Genomic DNA, 15,515 nt, shown 5'->3' with positions numbered 1-15,515 from the left:
GAGGTCAGGCGCGCCCGCCCAGCGACTGGATCATGCGGCCGCGCAGGCCCTCATCGCTGTCGGCCTGCGGCGGCTGCACTTCGTGCAGGCTGAAGCCGCGCACCAGCGCGTCTTCCTCGTCCAGGCCGTCGTACTCGACGAATTCGGCGTCGAACAGCTGCGAACGCGCGGTGTCTTCGCTGTCATAGCTCAGCGTGTTGCCATCGCTGTCGAGCACTTCGGCGGTGCCGGCCGGGCGCACGCGCAGGCGCGCCCAGATCAGGGTGTTGCCGAGGCTGGCCAGCCACCAGCTGTCGCGCGAGGCGGTGATGTCATTCATGGATGTGTTACCAGAGCGAGGCCAGCCAGAGCAGGGCGGCCATGCCCAGTCCGGCCAGCAGGGTCAGCAGCGATACCCAGGCCGGCGTCGCCAGCCCGGACAGCGAGCGGTCCGGCTGCTGGCGATAGTCACGGCGCAGCAGCCAGGCCAGGGCATCGGGCTTGAGGAAGGCACCGCTGCCGAAGCGCTCGGCGAGCGCCGGATGGCGATCGCGTACGTGCACCAGGGTCAGCGGCCAGAAGATCACGAAGGCACTGAACCCGGCCACTGCAACGCCGACGAAACAGAGGGCGAAGAACAGGGTCATGGGAGCGGTACCTCCGTGGTCGTGTGGGGCTTAGAAGTCCGCGCTGCCCGGGGCGCGCGGGTAGGGGATCGCATCGCGGATGTTGGACAGCCCGCAGACGTACACCACCAGGCGTTCGAAGCCCAGGCCGAAGCCGGCGTGCGGCACCGAACCATAGCGGCGGAAGTCGCGATACCAGCTGTAGTGCTCACGATCCAGGCCGAACTGGGCCATGCGCGCGTCCAGCACGTCCAGGCGCTCTTCGCGCTGGCTGCCGCCGATGATCTCGCCGATGCCCGGGGCCAGCACGTCCATCGCGGCAACGGTCTTGCCGTCGTCGTTCAGGCGCATGTAGAAGGCCTTGATGTGCTCCGGATAGTTGGTCACCACCACCGGGCGGCCGACGTGTTCTTCGGTCAGCCAGCGTTCGTGCTCGGTCTGCAGGTCCAGGCCCCATTCGACCGGGAAGTCGAACTTCTTGCCGGACTTCTGCAGCAGGCTGACCGCATCGGTGTAGTCGATGCGCTCGAACGGCGCATTGATGAAGTCTTCCAGCTTGGTGATCGCGTTCTTGTCCACGCGCTCGGCGATGAAGGCCAGGTCGTCGCCACGCTCGTTCAGCACCGCACGGAACAGGTACTTCAGGAACTCTTCGGCCAGGCGCGCGTCTTCGGCCAGGTCGGCGAAGGCGATTTCCGGCTCGATCATCCAGAACTCCGCCAGGTGGCGGGTGGTGTGGCTGTTCTCGGCGCGGAAGGTCGGGCCGAAGGTGTAGACCTTGCTCAGCGCCAGGCAGTAGGCCTCGACGTTCAGCTGGCCGGACACGGTCAGGAAGGTTTCCTTGCCGAAGAAGTCGCGGCTGAAATCGATCGCGCCCTTCTCGTCACGCGGCAGGTTCACCATGTCCAGGGTGGACACGCGGAACATCTGGCCGGCGCCCTCGGCGTCGGAGGTGGTGATGATCGGGGTGCTGATCCAGTTGAAGCCGTTCTCGTGGAAGAAACGGTGCACGGCCTGGGCCAGGCAGTTGCGGATGCGGGTGACCGCGCCGAACAGGTTGGTGCGCGGGCGCAGGTGCGCCACTTCGCGCAGGAACTCCGGCGACATCGGCTTGGGCTGGATCGGGTAGGTGAGCGGGTCTTCGACCCAGCCGACCACTTCCAGCGTGCTGGCCTGGATCTCGAACGACTGGCCCTTGCCCTGCGACTTCACCAGGGTGCCGGTGGCGATGACCGAGCAGCCGCTGGTCAGGCGCTTGATCTCGTCGAAGTTGGCCAGGCTGTCGCCGGCCACGACCTGGATCGGCGCGAAGCAGGAGCCGTCGCTCACATTCACGAAGGCCAGATTCGCTGAACCGCGCACCGTGCGCACCCATCCGCGTACCGTGACTTCGCCGCCTTCCGGGATCTTCCCGGCAAGCGCATGTTCAACGCTGACCACCGTCATGACTTGAATCCTCTGCTGATCGACTCGATCTGTGAACACGGGAGTTTACCGGTTGCAGCGTTCTGCTTGCGAGGCATTTTTCGTGGCAACGGCTCCTTATAATGTCCCCGTACCTATGGAGTAGCCCCATGGCCGTCAGCCTGACCCCCATTGCCTTCGAGCGCGTGCAGCGCTTTGTCGCCCAGACCCCCGGCGCGCTGGGCCTGCGTTTCGGCGTGACCAAGACCGGTTGCTCGGGCTGGGGTCACATCACCGACCTGGCCCGCGACGAGCGCGAGGGCGATACCGTTTTCGACCAGGACGGCGTGAAGATCTATGTCGATGCCAAGAGCCTGGCGCTGGTGGACGGCACCGTGATCGACTTCGGCAAGCACGGCCTGAGCGAAACGTTCACGTTCAGCAACCCGAACGCCACCGCCGAGTGTGGCTGCGGTGAAAGCTTCACCACCGACGCCGACAAGGCCTGAGGGCTGGTTCTGGCGTCCGCCGGGCATGGCCGGGCGGTGGTAGATGCCGACCTTGGTCGGCAGGGAAGGGATCCACGGATGGAACGACCGCTTTTCATTTATCACCCCAACGCCTACGCCCTCTCCTTCGAAGAGGTCGACGGGGTCTGCGACTGCTGCGGTCAGCCGCGCACACTGCGCTACCGGGGGCCGTTCTACTCCGTTCTGAGCCCCGATTACCTGTGCCCCTGGTGTATCGCCGATGGCAGGGCAGCGGCCAGTTACGAGGGTGAATTCACCGGCTGGAGCGATATCGAAGGGGTATCCCCGGATCCGGCCGATCCGCCGCCGACCATCGCCCGCGAGCTGCTGCTGGAGATCTGCGAGCGCACCCCGGGCTACTCGTCCTGGCAGCAGTCGGTCTGGCTCAGCCATTGTGAGCGGCCCTGCGCCTTCCTCGGTTACGCCGGTAGCGAGGACCTCCAGCCCATCCTCGACGAGGTCCGGCCCGACGTGGTCGAGGTCAATCCGCGCGACGCCGACTGGGTGCTTGAACACCTGAGCCGGGACGGGGAGATGATTGGCTGCCTGTTCCAGTGCCTGGAATGCGGCCAGCACCGCCTTCATGTGGATCTGGGGTAGCCCGGTTCAGGTTGCCCTGTGGCCCGCCGGTTGCCCGGCCACCCCATCTGCGCCATAATGCGCGGCTTCCTGCCTTCCTGGCGGGAATCCTTGCCCCACCGCGGTCTCAACGGCGGGGGGCTGTCCGGCCGCGAGGCCACATCCGAAAGGTAGAAAAAACATGAGTCGTCATTACGAAATCGTGTTCATGGTCCACCCGGACCAGAGCGAGCAGGTCCCGGCCATGATCGAGCGCTACAAGTCGCTGGTCGAGAACGGCAACGGCACCATCCACCGTCTGGAAGACTGGGGCCGCCGCCAGCTGGCGTACCCGATCCAGAACCTGGTGAAGGCCCACTACGTGCTGATGAACATCGAAGCCGACCAGGCCGTTCTGAACGAACTGACCGAAAGCTTCCGCTTCAACGACGCCGTGCTGCGCAACCTGGTCATCAAGCGTGACGAGGCTGACACCGAGCAGTCGCTGATCATGAAGAGCAAGGACGAGAAGGGTGACAAGCCGGAGCGCGGTGAGCGCCGTCGTCGTGACGACGAAGAAGGCGAGTCCACCACCACCGCTGACAACGAAGCCGGCGACGACGCCGCTTCCGCCGCCTAAGGAGCCTTCCCATGTCCAAGTTCTTCCGTCGCCGCAAGTTCTGCAAGTTCACGGCTGAAGGTGTGAAGGAGATCGACTACAAGGATCTCAACACCCTGCGCCAGTACCTGACCGAGAACGGCAAGATCGTGCCGAGCCGCGTCACCGGTACCAAGTCGAAGTACCAGCGCCAGCTGGCGACCGCCGTCAAGCGCGCTCGCTTCCTGGCCCTGATCCCGTACACCGACAACCACGACGTCTGATGCCCGGCGGGGCGGCCCGGTGCCGCCCCCGCTGTGCCAGCTATTCGGACAGCCTTTGTTGCGGGGCATCGCCTCGCTAACGAATAACTCATCTGGAGCAATACCATGCAGCTGATCCTCCTGCAGAAAGTCACCAACCTCGGCAACCTGGGCGACCTGGTCGACGTGAAGCCGGGCTACGGCCGTAACTTCCTCGTGCCGCAGGGCAAGGCCGTGCCGGCCACCGAGAGCAACAAGGCCGAGTTCGAAGCCAAGCGCGCCGAATACGAAGCCAAGGCCCAGGCCATCCACGCCGACGCTGACGCACGCAAGGCCAAGCTGGAAGGCGCGAGCGTGACCATCCCGGCCAACGCTTCGACCGAAGGCAAGCTGTACGGCTCGGTCGGCGCCCGCGAAATCGCCGATGCCTTCACCGCTGCCGGCCTGCCGGTCAGCAAGAGCGAAGTCATCCTGGGCGAAGGCGCCTTCCGCAACATCGGCGAATACGACGTGCTGGTCCACCTGCACGCCGACGTCGAGACCACCGTCAAGGTCGTCGTCGTCGCCGAAGCCTGATCCCACGCCGCAAGGCCTGGAATCACCGCAGAACGGGCGCCCGCAAGGGTGCCCGTTTTGTTTTATGGCGCCGTTTCACGGCGTCGGGCCACGTCCGGCCGACGGGGTGAGGTTGGACAATGTTCCACGCCCATTCGTAGAACACGGCCACATCGGTATACTCAGGGCGTCACACCCGTTCCACGGGCATTGATTTCAATGGGATCAATGACTTGGAGGGTAAACGCAGGCCGCTTGCCGGCCCCAGTCCGGAACCCCTATGCGTCTTTCCACGATCAAGCTGTCCGGCTTCAAGTCGTTCGTCGATCCGACCACCCTGCACCTGCCGACCAATATGACCGGCGTGGTGGGGCCCAATGGCTGCGGCAAGTCGAACATCATCGACGCCGTGCGCTGGGTCATGGGCGAGAGTTCGGCCAGCCGCCTGCGTGGCGACTCGCTGACCGACGTGATCTTCTCCGGCTCCAATGCCCGCAAGCCGGTGTCGCAGGCCACGGTTGAGCTGATCTTCGACAACTCCGACCACACGATCTCGGGCGAGTACGCCTCGTTCAACGAAATCTCGGTCAAGCGCACGGTCAGCCGCGACGGCACCAGCAACTATTACCTCAACGGCACCAAGTGCCGCCGCCGCGACATCACCGACCTGTTCCTCGGCACCGGCCTGGGCCCGCGCAGCTACTCGATCATCGAACAGGGCATGATCAGCCAGATCATCGAGGCGCGCCCGGAAGACCTGCGCGTGTACCTGGAGGAGGCGGCCGGCATCTCCAAGTACAAGGAGCGCCGCAAGGAGACCGAGACCCGCATCCGCCACACCCGCGAGAACCTGGACCGGCTGGGCGACCTGCGCGACGAGATCAGCAAGCAGCTCGAACACCTCAAGCGCCAGGCCAAGCAGGCCGAGCAGTACCAGGCGCTGCAGGAAGAGCGCAGGGTCAAGGATGCCGAGTGGAAGGCCCTGGAATTCCGCGGGTTGGACGGTCGCCTGTCCAAGCTGCGCGAAGGGCTGTCGCAGGAAGAGACGAAGCTGCAGCAGCTGATCGCCGATCAGCGTGATGCCGAGGCCCGCATCGAGACCTCGCGCGTGCGCCGCGAAGAGGCCGCCGACGCGCTCAACACCGCGCAGGCTGCGGTCTATCAGGTCGGCAGCACGCTGGCGCGCCTGGAGCAGCAGATCCAGCACCAGCGCGAGCTGTCGCAGCGCCTGCACAAGGCGCGCGACGAGACCCGCCAGGCGTTGGCCGAACTGGGCCAGCACATCAGCGGCGACGAAGCCAAGCTGATGGTGCTGCGCGAGGCGGTGGAGGCCGCCACCCCGCAGCTGGAAGAACTGCAGGAAGAGAACGAGATCAAGCAGGAAAGCCTGCGCGAGGCCGAGGACCGGCTGGCCAGCTGGCAGCAGCGCTGGGAGCAGCACACCTCGCAGAGTTCGGAGGCGTCGCGCGCCGGCGATGTCGAGCGCACGCGCGTGGACTACCTGGACAAGCAGATCCTCGACGCTGACCGGCGTCGCGAGGCCCTGGCCGCCGAGCGCGCCGGGCTGGACGTGGACGCGCTGGAAGAAGCCTTCGAGCAGCTGCACCTGCAGCACGACACACAGAAGACCGCGCTGGATGAATTGAGCGAAGACGTCGAGCTGCGCAAGCAGGGCGTGGCGGCGGTGCAGGAACAGCAGCGCAATGGCCAGAACGAACTGGCCGAACTGCGCAAGCAGGCCAACGGCCTGCGCGGTCGCCTGGCTTCGCTGGAAACCCTGCAGCAGGCCGCGCTGGGCCAGGAGCAGGGCGCGGCCGTGGCCTGGTTGAAGGCACGTGAACTGGATTCGGCGGCGCGTGTCGGCGAACGCCTGGACGTTGATGCCGGCTGGGAGAACGCGGTGGAAAGCGCGCTCGGCCAATTGATCGAAGGCGTGCTGGTTGATGATCCGGCGAGCCTGGTCGATGCCCTCGGCGAATTGGGCGAGGGCCACATCGCGCTGGTTGCCAACGATGGCGCGGACCTGAAGGTCGCGCCGACCTCGCTGGCGGCCCACGTGCGTGGCCCGGCAGCGATCCGTCGCCTGCTGGCGCACCTGCACGCAGCCAAGGACCTGTCCGAGGCGAAGGTGTTGCAGGCCAGTCTTCCGGAAGGCGATTCGATCATCACCCAGAGCGGCGAGCGCCTGGGCCAGGGCTGGCTGAGAGTATCGCGCTCCGGTGCGGCCCAGCAGGGCGCGCTGCTGCGCGAACGTGAGATCAACGAGCTGCGCGAGCAGATCGAGCAACTGCAGGATCGCGAAGCCGAGCTGGAAGAACAGCTGAGTGGTTTCCGTGAGCAGTTGCAGGCCGCCGAGCAGCAGCGCGAAGACGCGCAGCGTGCGCTGTACCAGGCCCACCGTGCGGTCTCTGAACTGGCTGGCCAGCTGCAGGGCCAGCAGGGCAAGGTGGAGGCGGCGCGCACGCGCATCGACCGCATCGAAGGTGAACTGAAGCAGCTGCAGGAAACGCTGGAAGCCAACAACGAGCAGGCGCGTGAAGCGCGTTCGCGGTTGGAGAACGCGGTCAGCAGCATGGGCGACCTGGAATCGACCCGGCAGCGGCTGGAGGGCGAGCGCCGCCAGCTGACAGAGGCTCGCGACCTGGCGCGCGATGCTGCACGCGCGGTGCGTGAGCGCTCGCATTCGCTGGCGCTGACCCTGGAATCGCAGCGGGCGCAGCTGGCTTCACTGAGCCAGGCGCTGGAACGCATGGGTACCCAGCGCGGGCAGCTGGATTCGCGACTGGGCGAACTGCACTCGCAGCTGGATGAAGGTGATTCGCCTGTCGAATCGCTGCAGGCCGAGCACCAGAACGCACTGGAAGAACGCGTGCGGGCCGACCGCGTGCTGACCGAGGCGCGCACGCTGCTGGACGGCATCGACGCCGAGCTGCGCAACTATGAGCAGACTCGCCACCAGCGCGACGAGCAGGCGCTGGCCCAGCGCGAGCGTATCTCGCAGCGCAAGCTGGACCAGCAGGCGCTGGTGCTCAGCGCGGACACCCTGCAGGGCGCGGTGGAGAAGGCCGGGTTCGTACTGCAGGACGTGCTCAACGCATTGCCCGAGGACGCCCGCCTGGGTGACTGGGAGCAGGCCGTGCACCAGATCGATGGCCGCATGCGCCGGCTGGAGCCGGTCAACCTGGCCGCCATCCACGAGTACGGCGAGGCTTCGCAGCGCTCGGATTACCTGGATTCGCAGCACACCGACCTGACCACGGCGCTGGAAACCCTGGAAGATGCGATCCGCAAGATCGACCGCGAGACCCGCGGTCGTTTCAAGGACACCTTCGATCGTGTCAACGCTGGCGTGCAGGCGCTGTACCCGCGCCTGTTCGGTGGCGGCCACGCCTACCTGGAACTGACCGGTGAAGACCTGCTCGACACCGGTGTGACCATCATGGCGCGTCCGCCGGGCAAGCGCGTGTCCAGCATCTCGCTGCTGTCCGGCGGCGAGAAGGCGATGACCGCGGTGGCGCTGGTGTTCGCCATCTTCCAGCTGAACCCCGCACCGTTCTGCCTGCTGGACGAGGTGGACGCGCCGCTGGACGAGGCCAACGTCGGCCGCCTGGCCAACATGGTCAAGGAAATGAGCGAAAAGGTGCAGTTCCTGTTCGTCAGCCACAACAAGGCGACGATGGAGGCCGCGCATCAGCTGTCGGGCGTGACCATGCGCGAGCCGGGCGTCAGCCGCCTGGTCAGCGTGGACCTGGAAGAAGCCGCGCGATTGGCGGGCGCGGCCTGACGTGCCATCCTAGTTACCTGAATGAACTAGCCGGAGAACCTATCGAATGTCCGACACGGCACTGTTGCGCATCGGCATCCTGGCCGCCGGCCTGCTGTTGATCGCCGCGATCTTCCTGTTTGGCCGTCCGAAAAAGAAGCCCCAGGGGCGCCGCGTGGAAGGCGCGGAACCGACCAGCGGCGAGCGCCGCGAGCCGGTACTGGGCGAAGACGGCGTCGCCGTGGCCGATGGCCGCGTCGAACCGGGCATGGGCACGGAAGGCGAGCAGGCCGAACTTGGTCTGGGCGAAACCGACCCGGGCGCCAGTGATCTCGGCAAGCGCGCCACCCAGGATTTCGACAAGATCGTCTCCTTGTTCGTGGCTGCCCGGGCCGGCGAGCAGCTGCGTGGTGAGGACATCGTGGTGGCGGCCGAGAAGACCGGCCTGGTGTTCGGCCACATGAACGTGTTCCACCGCCTGGTGGAAGGCCACCCCGAGCGCGGCCCGATTTTCTCGATGGCCAGCATCATGAAGCCGGGCAGCTTCGACATGGCCAACATCCGCGCCATGGAAACCCCGGCCATCGCCTTCTTCCTGACCTTGCCGGCGCCGCTGACCGCGCTGGACGCCTGGGAGAAGATGCTGCCGACCGTGCAGCGCATGGCTGAACTGCTGGATGGCGTGGTGCTCGATGACAGCCGCAATGCCCTGGGCCGCCAGCGCATCGCACACATCCGTGACGAGCTGCGCGCCTACGACCGCCAGCACCAGGCCCCGCCGCTGACCAAGACCCCGCGCTGGTAAAGGCATTTTTTCGGTGTGCCGACCAACGGTCGGCACCCACCCCGACCAACGGTCGGCACCCACAACAGTAGATCCACGCCATGCGTGGATGGGGCGAACCAAGGTTCGCCCCATCCAACAGGATCAGGCCGGTACGCCGGCCACCTTCGCGAACGCATGGCGGAACGCGGCCATTTCTTCTTCGGTGCCGACGGTCACGCGCACACGCTGTGGCCAGATCGGCCAGCTGCGTCCGATCACCACGCCGTTGTCCGCCATCGCCTTGGCGAACGCGCTTCCATCGCGTTGCACGTCGACCACGAAGCAGTTCGCTTCCGACGGCACGCAGCTGAAACCACGCTTGCCCAGCCATGCGATGGTGGCCTGGCGCACCTTGGCATTCTGCAGGCGGCGCTGTGGAATCAACTGCGGATCGCGCAGGCTGGTCAGTGCCGCCGCCAGCGCCGGCACCGGCAGCGGGTTGTCGCCCAGGCTGGCCAGTTCGCGCAGGCGGTCGGGATGTGCGGCCGCCACGCCCAGGCGCAGGCCGGCCATGCCATATAGCTTGGAGAACGTGCGCAACACGATCAGGTCATCGCGCTGCGCCACCTGCGCGATCAGGCTCGGCTGTTCGCTGTACTGCAGATACGCCTCGTCCAACAGCACGCGGGTGGAAGCGGGCTTGTGGGCCAGCAGCCAAGCGAGCTCATCCGGTGGGCTGATCGAGCCGGTCGGGTTGTTGGGGTTGCACACATACAGCAGCCCGGTCGGGCGTGCGTGTGCGGCGGCGACCATCGCACGCAGGTCGTGTGCACCGTCCTCGCGCAGCGGCACTTTCTGCACGTGTGCACCGTGTGCGGCGGCGACCTCGCCGAGCGTCTCGAAGGTCGGGTCGGCCACCACCAGCCCCGCCTGCGGGCCGGTCCACAGCGTGGCAGCGCGGTTCAGTGGTTCGCTGGAGCCCGGATAGAGGCGCATATGGTCGGCCGGAATGCCGGCCTGCTCGATGAACGCATCGCGCACCTGGCCCGCCAGTTCGAAGCGGTAGCGGCCGCAGCTGGTGATGCTGTCGCGCGCCGCCTGCTGGGCGGCGGGCGAGGGGCCGTACGGGCATTCGTTGAAGTTCAGTAGTACGGCGCCTTCGGCAGGGGCTGGGGCGGCGGCTGTCGCGGGTTGGGCATGGCCGAGCTGCGGCAGCCCGGTGCCGGCGACGGCGAGGCCAGCACCGGCCAGTTGCAGGAAGCGTCGACGGGAAGCGGGCAGGGTCACGGGCGGGATTCCGAAGGGAAGACCGTCGCACGCTAGCGCCGGTGGGCGTGGGCGGCAAGCTGCTCTTCTGCGGAGTCGAACCATGTTCGACTGTAAATGTGCCAACCAAGGTTGGCACCTACCAGAGCGGGAGGGTGGTTGGCACGTACCAGAGCTGGGGAGTGGTTGGCACCTACCAGAGCGGGGGAGTGGATGGCGCCTGCCAGAGCGAGGGAGGAACAGTCGAGCTTGGCTCGACTCTACAAAAGGCGGCGGCGTTACAGGGGCTGACAGCCGGGCGCGGTAGAATCCCCGGCCATCCCAGAACCACCGGATCCCGATGAGCCCCAGCCCCGCCGAACGCGCCGAAGACCTTCGCCGGCAGATCGCCCAGGCCAACCGCGCCTATCACGAGCTGGACGCGCCGGAGATCCCTGACGTCGATTACGACCGGATGGTGCGCGAGCTGGAAGCGCTGGAGCGCGAGCACCCGGAACTGGCCCGTGCCGACAGCCCGACCCAGCAGGTCGGTGCGCGCCCCTCCGGCCGCTTCCCGGAAGTGCGCCACGCGGTGCCGATGCTGTCGCTGTCCAATGCTTTCAGCGATGAGGAGGTGGCCGATTTCGTGCGCCGCATCGATGAGCGCCTGGGCCGTCGCAGCCTGCGGTTCTCGGCCGAGCCGAAGATGGACGGCCTGGCGATCAGCCTGCGCTACGAAGACGGGCATTTCGTGTTGGGCGCGACCCGTGGCGATGGCAGTACCGGCGAGGACGTGACGGCCAACCTGCGCGAGATCGGTGATATTCCCAAGCGGCTGCACGGCAAGGACTGGCCGGATGTGCTGGAGGTGCGTGGTGAGGTCTACATGGCCCGCGCCGACTTCGAGTCCTACAACGAACGTGCGCGCCTGCAGGGCGGCAAGGTGCTGGCCAACCCGCGCAACGCCGCCGCCGGTTCGCTGCGCCAGCTCGACCCGAAGATCAGTGCGCAGCGCCGGCTGAGTTTCTTCGCCTACGGCACCGGCGAAGTGCAGGGTGGCGAGCTGCCGGACACCCATTCGGGCACACTGGCCCAGCTCGGTGCCTGGGGCTTCCCGGTCAGTGAGCTGTGCAAGGTCGTGGAAGGCACCGACGGCCTGCTCGGCTACTACCGCGATATCGGTGAGCGCCGCGATGGCCTGCCGTTCGATATCGATGGCGTGGTCTACAAGCTGGATGACCGCGCCGGCCAGCAGGCCATGGGCTTCGTTTCGCGTGCGCCGCGCTGGGCCATCGCGCACAAGTTCCCCGCGCAGGAACAGAGCACTAAGGTAGAGGCGATCGAGATCCAGATCGGCCGCACCGGTGCTGCCACACCGGTCGCGCGGCTGGCACCGGTGGCGGTGGCCGGCGTGATCGTGTCCAACGCCACGTTGCACAACGCCGACCAGATCGCACGCCTGGATGTGCGCGTGGGTGACAGCGTGATCGTGCGCCGCGCCGGTGATGTGATTCCGGAAGTGGTCAGCGTCATCCTTGATCGCCGCCCGCCGGGCACCATGCCGTGGCAGATGCCGACGCGCTGCCCGGTGTGCGGCTCGGAAATCGTGCGCGAGGAAGGTGCTGCCGCATGGCGCTGCTCGGGCGAACTGTCCTGCCCGGCGCAGCGCAAGGAAGCCATCGCCCATTTCGCCTCGCGTCGCGCGATGGATATCGATGGCCTGGGTGACAAGTACATCGAAACCCTGGTCGACGCCGGCATCGTCAGAAGCGTGGCCGATCTGTACCGGCTCAACCGTGACCAGCTGCTGCATCTGAAGCTGGTGCTGGATGCCGAGGACCCTTCCGCACTGGCGGCTGCGCTGAAGCTGCACCTGCCCGCCGAAGGCAGTGGTGCGGTGCTCAATGCGGTGCTCAAGCTGGATGGCAACGATCCGGGCTGGCGCGCACAGGCGCTGGCACAGCCGGCCAGCTTCGAATGGAACACGAAGAAGATCGCCACCAAGTGGGCCGACAACCTGATCGCGGCAATCGACGCCAGCCGCGCGGCCACGCTGGAGCGCCTGCTGTTTGCGCTTGGCATCGAGCACGTGGGTGAGAGCACGGCCAAGGCGCTGGCGCAGTGGTTTGGTGACCTGGAGCTGATCCGCCACCTGCCGTGGCCGTTGTTCAAGCGTGTGCCGGACATCGGCGGCGAAGTGGCGCGTTCGCTGGGTCATTTCTTCGAGCAGCAGGGCAACCAGCAGGCCATCGATGACCTGCTGCAGGTCGGTCAGGTGCGCATCAGCGATGTGCATGCGCCCAGTGCCAAGCTGCGCGAAGGGCTGGATCTGGCGCAGCTGCTGGTCGAATCGGAAATCCCGGGCATCACCCGCCTGCGCGCCGGAAAACTGGTCGCTGCGCTTTCCGGCGCGCAAGCAGTGCTCGACGCCGAGCATGGCCAGTTCGTCAACGCCGGCCTGCCCGATGACACTGCACGCGGCCTGGCTGCGTGGCTCGATGCAGATGGCCATGGCGCGATGCTGCTGGCGGCCGAGAAGGCGATGCAGCAGATCCTGGCCAAGGCGCCGGCGCTGGCCGAGATCGTGGCCGGCCCGCTGGATGGGCAGACCGTGGTGCTGACCGGCACCCTGGCCCAGCTCACCCGCGATGCCGCCAAGGAACGCCTGGAAGCGCTGGGTGCCAAGGTCTCCGGCAGCGTGTCGAAGAAGACCAGCTTCGTGGTGGCCGGTACCGAGGCCGGCTCCAAGCTGGACAAGGCGCAGTCGCTGGGCGTGCCGGTATGGGACGAAGACCGCCTGCTGGCCTACCTCGCCGAACACGAATGATGACCCCGCCGGGTGCCTGGCGCCCGGCATGAAACACAAAGGAACACCGATGCAGACCGCTCCGCTGGATTTCCGCCTGGCCACCCGTGCCGACGAAGAACTGTTGATCGCGTTGATGCGCGAGTTCTATGCCGAAGACAAGATCGACTTCGACGACGCGCGCGTGCGTCGCGGCGTGGACGCGCTGCTGGCCGATCCGCGCAATGGCGAGGTGCTGCTGTGGCTGGACGAGGCCGCCGAGGTGGTGGGCTACGCAGTGATCGCGATGGGTTTCAGCCTGGAGCAGGGCGGCCACTTCATGCTGCTGGACGAGCTGTACCTGAGCCACCGCGCGCGCGGCCGCGGCCGCGGCAAGCAGGCGCTGGCCATCTGCGAACAGCGCGCTCGCGGGCGTGGCGTCAGCCGCCTGCGGCTGGAAGTGAACCACCACAACGAACTGGCCCGGCGCCTGTACCTGGCCAGTGGCTACATCGATGACACCCGCGATCTGCTGACCCTGCCGCTGGATCATCCGCGCCCGGAGGGCATCCTGTGAGCGAGGCCCTGCTGCGCGCGCTGCAGCAGCGTGCCGCGCTCAACGCGCTGGTGCGCCGCTTCTTCGCCGATCGAGATGTGCTGGAGGTGGAGACGCCGATCCTGTCGGTGGCCGGCAACACCGAGCCGAACATCGACAGCTTCCACACCGATTTCACCGGCCATGTCGATGCCGGTGGCCGCCGCCGCTGGCTGCGCACCTCGCCGGAGTATCCGCTCAAGCGCCTGCTGGCGGCGGGCGTGGGTGACTGTTACGAACTGGGCCGGGTGTTCCGCAACGGCGAGGCGGGCGGCCGCCACAATCCGGAATTCACCATGCTGGAGTGGTACCGGGTCGGTTGGGACCACCATCGTCTGGTGCAGGAAACCGCCGAGCTGGTCGGCCAGGCGCTGGCCCTGGTCGGGCGCAGTGCGACGCTGCGTGTGCTCAGTTACCGCGAGCTGTTCCAGCAGTACGTGGGTGTGGATCCGTTCGATGCCGATGAGGCCGCGTTGCGTGCCGCGCTGGGCGAGGTACATATCGACCCGGTCGGGCTGACCCGCGATGACTGGCTGGATCTGCTGATGACCCATCATATCCAGCCGCATTTCGATGACGCGGTGATGACCGTGGTCCATGATTGGCCTGCCAGCCAGGCCGCACTGGCACGCATTCGAGCCGGCACGCCGCCGCTGGCCGAGCGTTTCGAGCTTTATCTGGGGGCCGTGGAACTGGCCAACGGCTATCACGAACTGAACGACGCGCAAGAACAGCGTGCGCGATTCCAGCGTGACCTGCAGCGCCGCCATGAGCGGGGCCAGGTGCAACCGTCCGTGGATGAGGCGCTGCTGTCGGCGTTGCCATCGATGCCTGCCTGCGCTGGCGTGGCGGTGGGTGTCGATCGGTTGTTGATGGCGATGAACCGCACGCCGCGTATCGCCGATGTGCTGGCCTACGACTTCGCCCACGCGTGAGCGCGGTGCGCACGTTCCTGAACATCGAAGACTGAACGGAATTCCGCGTTTCCGCGCTTGCTTCGGTAAGCAGGATGATGCTCTTATCACGGCAGATGCCGGACACTGGCACGCAGTTCATCCATTCCTGCTGGGGAAGGCTTTGGTCAAGTGGTTTGCGGTTGTCGCTGCACCGGTGTACTCCATCGCGCTCTGGGGTGCCTGGCTGCCGTCATCGGCGTCGGCCCAGCAGGCGGGCTATGACGGCGAAGTGGTGACCTGCGAATCGCGCGACATGGGCTGGGTGCATTGCGATATCGACGTCAGCAATGGCATCGACCTTGTGCGCCAGTTGTCCAGCAACAGTTGCATCCGTGGCAGCGAATGGGGCACCGACCGCAGTGGCGTGTGGGTCACCCTTGGCTGCCGCGCCGAGTTCCGTGCGCGTCGTGCGGAAGGTGCAGCGCCTGCGGCAACGGAAGGCAAGCGCCTGGTCCGCCGTGTGGTGCGCTGCGAATCCAATGGCCGCCCGCAGAGTTGCCCGGTGCGCCTGGACGGGGCGCCGGTGCGCCTGCTGCGCCAGCTGTCGGTGCTGCCGTGCCGCGAAGGGCAGGGCTGGGGCTACAAGCGCAATGAAGTCTGGACCAGCCGTGGTTGCCAGGGCGATTTCGAAGTGGCTGACGAGGACGGCCGTTTTGTCGACGTGCCACGCCGCCTGACCTGCGAGTCGAAGTCGAAGAAGCGCCGCTTCTGTGGGGCGAGCATTTCGGTCGGCGCGGTCGTTACCGAGCAGTTGTCCAGCACCCCGTGCGAGGAAGGCAACACCTGGGGCTGGAACCGCAACGGGATCTGGGTGGACGGCGGCTGCCGCGCCGAATTCTCGGTGAATTGAGCCCGGGCAGGCTCCAACCACGCGGGGCGTGGCCCTACAATG

The 15,515-nt window shown here is 66.6% G+C and carries 15 protein-coding genes; 11 read left to right on the top strand and 4 right to left on the bottom strand.

Annotated features, from left to right (window positions below):
- Positions 1-4 precede the first annotated feature (4 nt).
- Genes ACZK3W_RS14455 through asnS form a run of 3 tightly spaced genes read right to left on the bottom strand, consistent with a single transcriptional unit; the run spans position 5 to position 2,051 of the window.
- On the bottom strand, positions 5-319 hold the full coding sequence (locus ACZK3W_RS14455) for a hypothetical protein (RefSeq protein ID WP_006453002.1): 315 nt from the start codon (positions 317-319) through the stop codon (positions 5-7).
- A gap of 7 nt (positions 320-326) precedes the next feature.
- The gene (locus ACZK3W_RS14450; RefSeq protein WP_005417403.1) at positions 327-626 is read right to left on the bottom strand and encodes a hypothetical protein; all 300 of its coding nucleotides are present in this window, start codon (positions 624-626) and stop codon (positions 327-329) included.
- 30 nt (positions 627-656) lie between these two features.
- The gene (gene asnS / locus ACZK3W_RS14445) at positions 657-2,051 is read right to left on the bottom strand and encodes an asparagine--tRNA ligase (protein WP_049400203.1); all 1,395 of its coding nucleotides are present in this window, start codon (positions 2,049-2,051) and stop codon (positions 657-659) included.
- Between the two features lie 128 nt (positions 2,052-2,179).
- On the opposite strand from asnS, the gene ACZK3W_RS14440 reads away from it, so the two are divergent.
- The 7 genes from ACZK3W_RS14440 to zipA all read left to right on the top strand — a co-directional run bounded on the left by ACZK3W_RS14440 (position 2,180) and on the right by zipA (position 9,081).
- Positions 2,180-2,518 carry a HesB/IscA family protein gene (locus tag ACZK3W_RS14440; protein ID WP_006376495.1) on the top strand — a complete coding sequence of 113 codons (339 nt, stop codon included), beginning with the start codon at positions 2,180-2,182 and terminating at the stop codon, positions 2,516-2,518.
- Between the two features lie 78 nt (positions 2,519-2,596).
- Positions 2,597-3,139: a CbrC family protein gene (locus ACZK3W_RS14435; RefSeq protein ID WP_121505184.1), complete on the top strand. Its 543-nt coding sequence runs from the start codon at positions 2,597-2,599 to the stop codon at positions 3,137-3,139.
- 160 nt (positions 3,140-3,299) lie between these two features.
- Positions 3,300-3,737 (top strand): 30S ribosomal protein S6, encoded by a 438-nt coding sequence (gene rpsF / locus ACZK3W_RS14430; protein WP_006452997.1) that lies wholly within the window; start codon positions 3,300-3,302, stop codon positions 3,735-3,737.
- An 11-nt stretch (positions 3,738-3,748) separates the two neighbouring features.
- Positions 3,749-3,979 carry a 30S ribosomal protein S18 gene (rpsR, locus tag ACZK3W_RS14425; protein ID WP_002804494.1) on the top strand — a complete coding sequence of 77 codons (231 nt, stop codon included), beginning with the start codon at positions 3,749-3,751 and terminating at the stop codon, positions 3,977-3,979.
- Positions 3,980-4,084: 105 nt separating this feature from the next.
- The gene (rplI, locus tag ACZK3W_RS14420; protein ID WP_014037734.1) at positions 4,085-4,534 is read left to right on the top strand and encodes a 50S ribosomal protein L9; all 450 of its coding nucleotides are present in this window, start codon (positions 4,085-4,087) and stop codon (positions 4,532-4,534) included.
- 259 nt (positions 4,535-4,793) lie between these two features.
- Complete coding sequence (gene smc / locus ACZK3W_RS14415; RefSeq protein ID WP_182266386.1) at positions 4,794-8,297, top strand: chromosome segregation protein SMC; 3,504 nt, start codon at positions 4,794-4,796, stop codon at positions 8,295-8,297.
- 46 nt (positions 8,298-8,343) lie between these two features.
- On the top strand, positions 8,344-9,081 hold the full coding sequence (zipA, locus tag ACZK3W_RS14410; RefSeq protein ID WP_006376490.1) for a cell division protein ZipA: 738 nt from the start codon (positions 8,344-8,346) through the stop codon (positions 9,079-9,081).
- Between the two features lie 123 nt (positions 9,082-9,204).
- On the opposite strand, the gene ACZK3W_RS14405 is transcribed toward zipA, so the two are convergent.
- Entirely contained in the window at positions 9,205-10,329 is a 1,125-nt protein-coding gene (locus tag ACZK3W_RS14405; RefSeq protein WP_197615074.1) for a pyridoxal phosphate-dependent aminotransferase, read from the bottom strand.
- Between the two features lie 313 nt (positions 10,330-10,642).
- On the opposite strand from ACZK3W_RS14405, the gene ligA reads away from it, so the two are divergent.
- The 4 genes from ligA to ACZK3W_RS14385 all read left to right on the top strand — a co-directional run bounded on the left by ligA (position 10,643) and on the right by ACZK3W_RS14385 (position 15,473).
- Positions 10,643-13,114: an NAD-dependent DNA ligase LigA gene (ligA, locus tag ACZK3W_RS14400; RefSeq protein ID WP_197615128.1), complete on the top strand. Its 2,472-nt coding sequence runs from the start codon at positions 10,643-10,645 to the stop codon at positions 13,112-13,114.
- A gap of 49 nt (positions 13,115-13,163) precedes the next feature.
- Positions 13,164-13,649: a GNAT family N-acetyltransferase gene (locus ACZK3W_RS14395; protein WP_032127684.1), complete on the top strand. Its 486-nt coding sequence runs from the start codon at positions 13,164-13,166 to the stop codon at positions 13,647-13,649.
- Complete coding sequence (gene epmA / locus ACZK3W_RS14390; RefSeq protein ID WP_197615075.1) at positions 13,646-14,602, top strand: EF-P lysine aminoacylase EpmA; 957 nt, start codon at positions 13,646-13,648, stop codon at positions 14,600-14,602. The genes ACZK3W_RS14395 and epmA overlap by 4 nt, the downstream gene beginning before the upstream one ends.
- Positions 14,603-14,744: 142 nt before the next feature.
- Positions 14,745-15,473, top strand: a complete 729-nt coding sequence (locus tag ACZK3W_RS14385; protein WP_032127686.1) for a DUF3011 domain-containing protein — start codon at positions 14,745-14,747, stop codon at positions 15,471-15,473.
- Positions 15,474-15,515: the final 42 nt, after the last annotated feature.

This window comes from Stenotrophomonas sp. 80084_Sma (assembly GCF_056481995.1).
The sequence above is the reverse complement of the archived record's forward strand: the minus strand, read 5'-3'. Positions and strand labels throughout refer to the sequence as shown.

What these genes read in the sequence shown, in the direction of transcription:
- ACZK3W_RS14455 (WP_006453002.1), bottom strand. Translation starts at nt 319, where the DNA reads ATGAATGACATCACCGCCTCGCGCGACAGCTGGTGGCTGGCCAGCCTC.
- ACZK3W_RS14450 (WP_005417403.1), bottom strand. Translation starts at nt 626, where the DNA reads ATGACCCTGTTCTTCGCCCTCTGTTTCGTCGGCGTTGCAGTGGCCGGG.
- asnS (WP_049400203.1), bottom strand. Translation starts at nt 2,051, where the DNA reads ATGACGGTGGTCAGCGTTGAACATGCGCTTGCCGGGAAGATCCCGGAA.
- ACZK3W_RS14440 (WP_006376495.1), top strand. Translation starts at nt 2,180, where the DNA reads ATGGCCGTCAGCCTGACCCCCATTGCCTTCGAGCGCGTGCAGCGCTTT.
- ACZK3W_RS14435 (WP_121505184.1), top strand. Translation starts at nt 2,597, where the DNA reads ATGGAACGACCGCTTTTCATTTATCACCCCAACGCCTACGCCCTCTCC.
- rpsF (WP_006452997.1), top strand. Translation starts at nt 3,300, where the DNA reads ATGAGTCGTCATTACGAAATCGTGTTCATGGTCCACCCGGACCAGAGC.
- rpsR (WP_002804494.1), top strand. Translation starts at nt 3,749, where the DNA reads ATGTCCAAGTTCTTCCGTCGCCGCAAGTTCTGCAAGTTCACGGCTGAA.
- rplI (WP_014037734.1), top strand. Translation starts at nt 4,085, where the DNA reads ATGCAGCTGATCCTCCTGCAGAAAGTCACCAACCTCGGCAACCTGGGC.
- smc (WP_182266386.1), top strand. Translation starts at nt 4,794, where the DNA reads ATGCGTCTTTCCACGATCAAGCTGTCCGGCTTCAAGTCGTTCGTCGAT.
- zipA (WP_006376490.1), top strand. Translation starts at nt 8,344, where the DNA reads ATGTCCGACACGGCACTGTTGCGCATCGGCATCCTGGCCGCCGGCCTG.
- ACZK3W_RS14395 (WP_032127684.1), top strand. Translation starts at nt 13,164, where the DNA reads ATGCAGACCGCTCCGCTGGATTTCCGCCTGGCCACCCGTGCCGACGAA.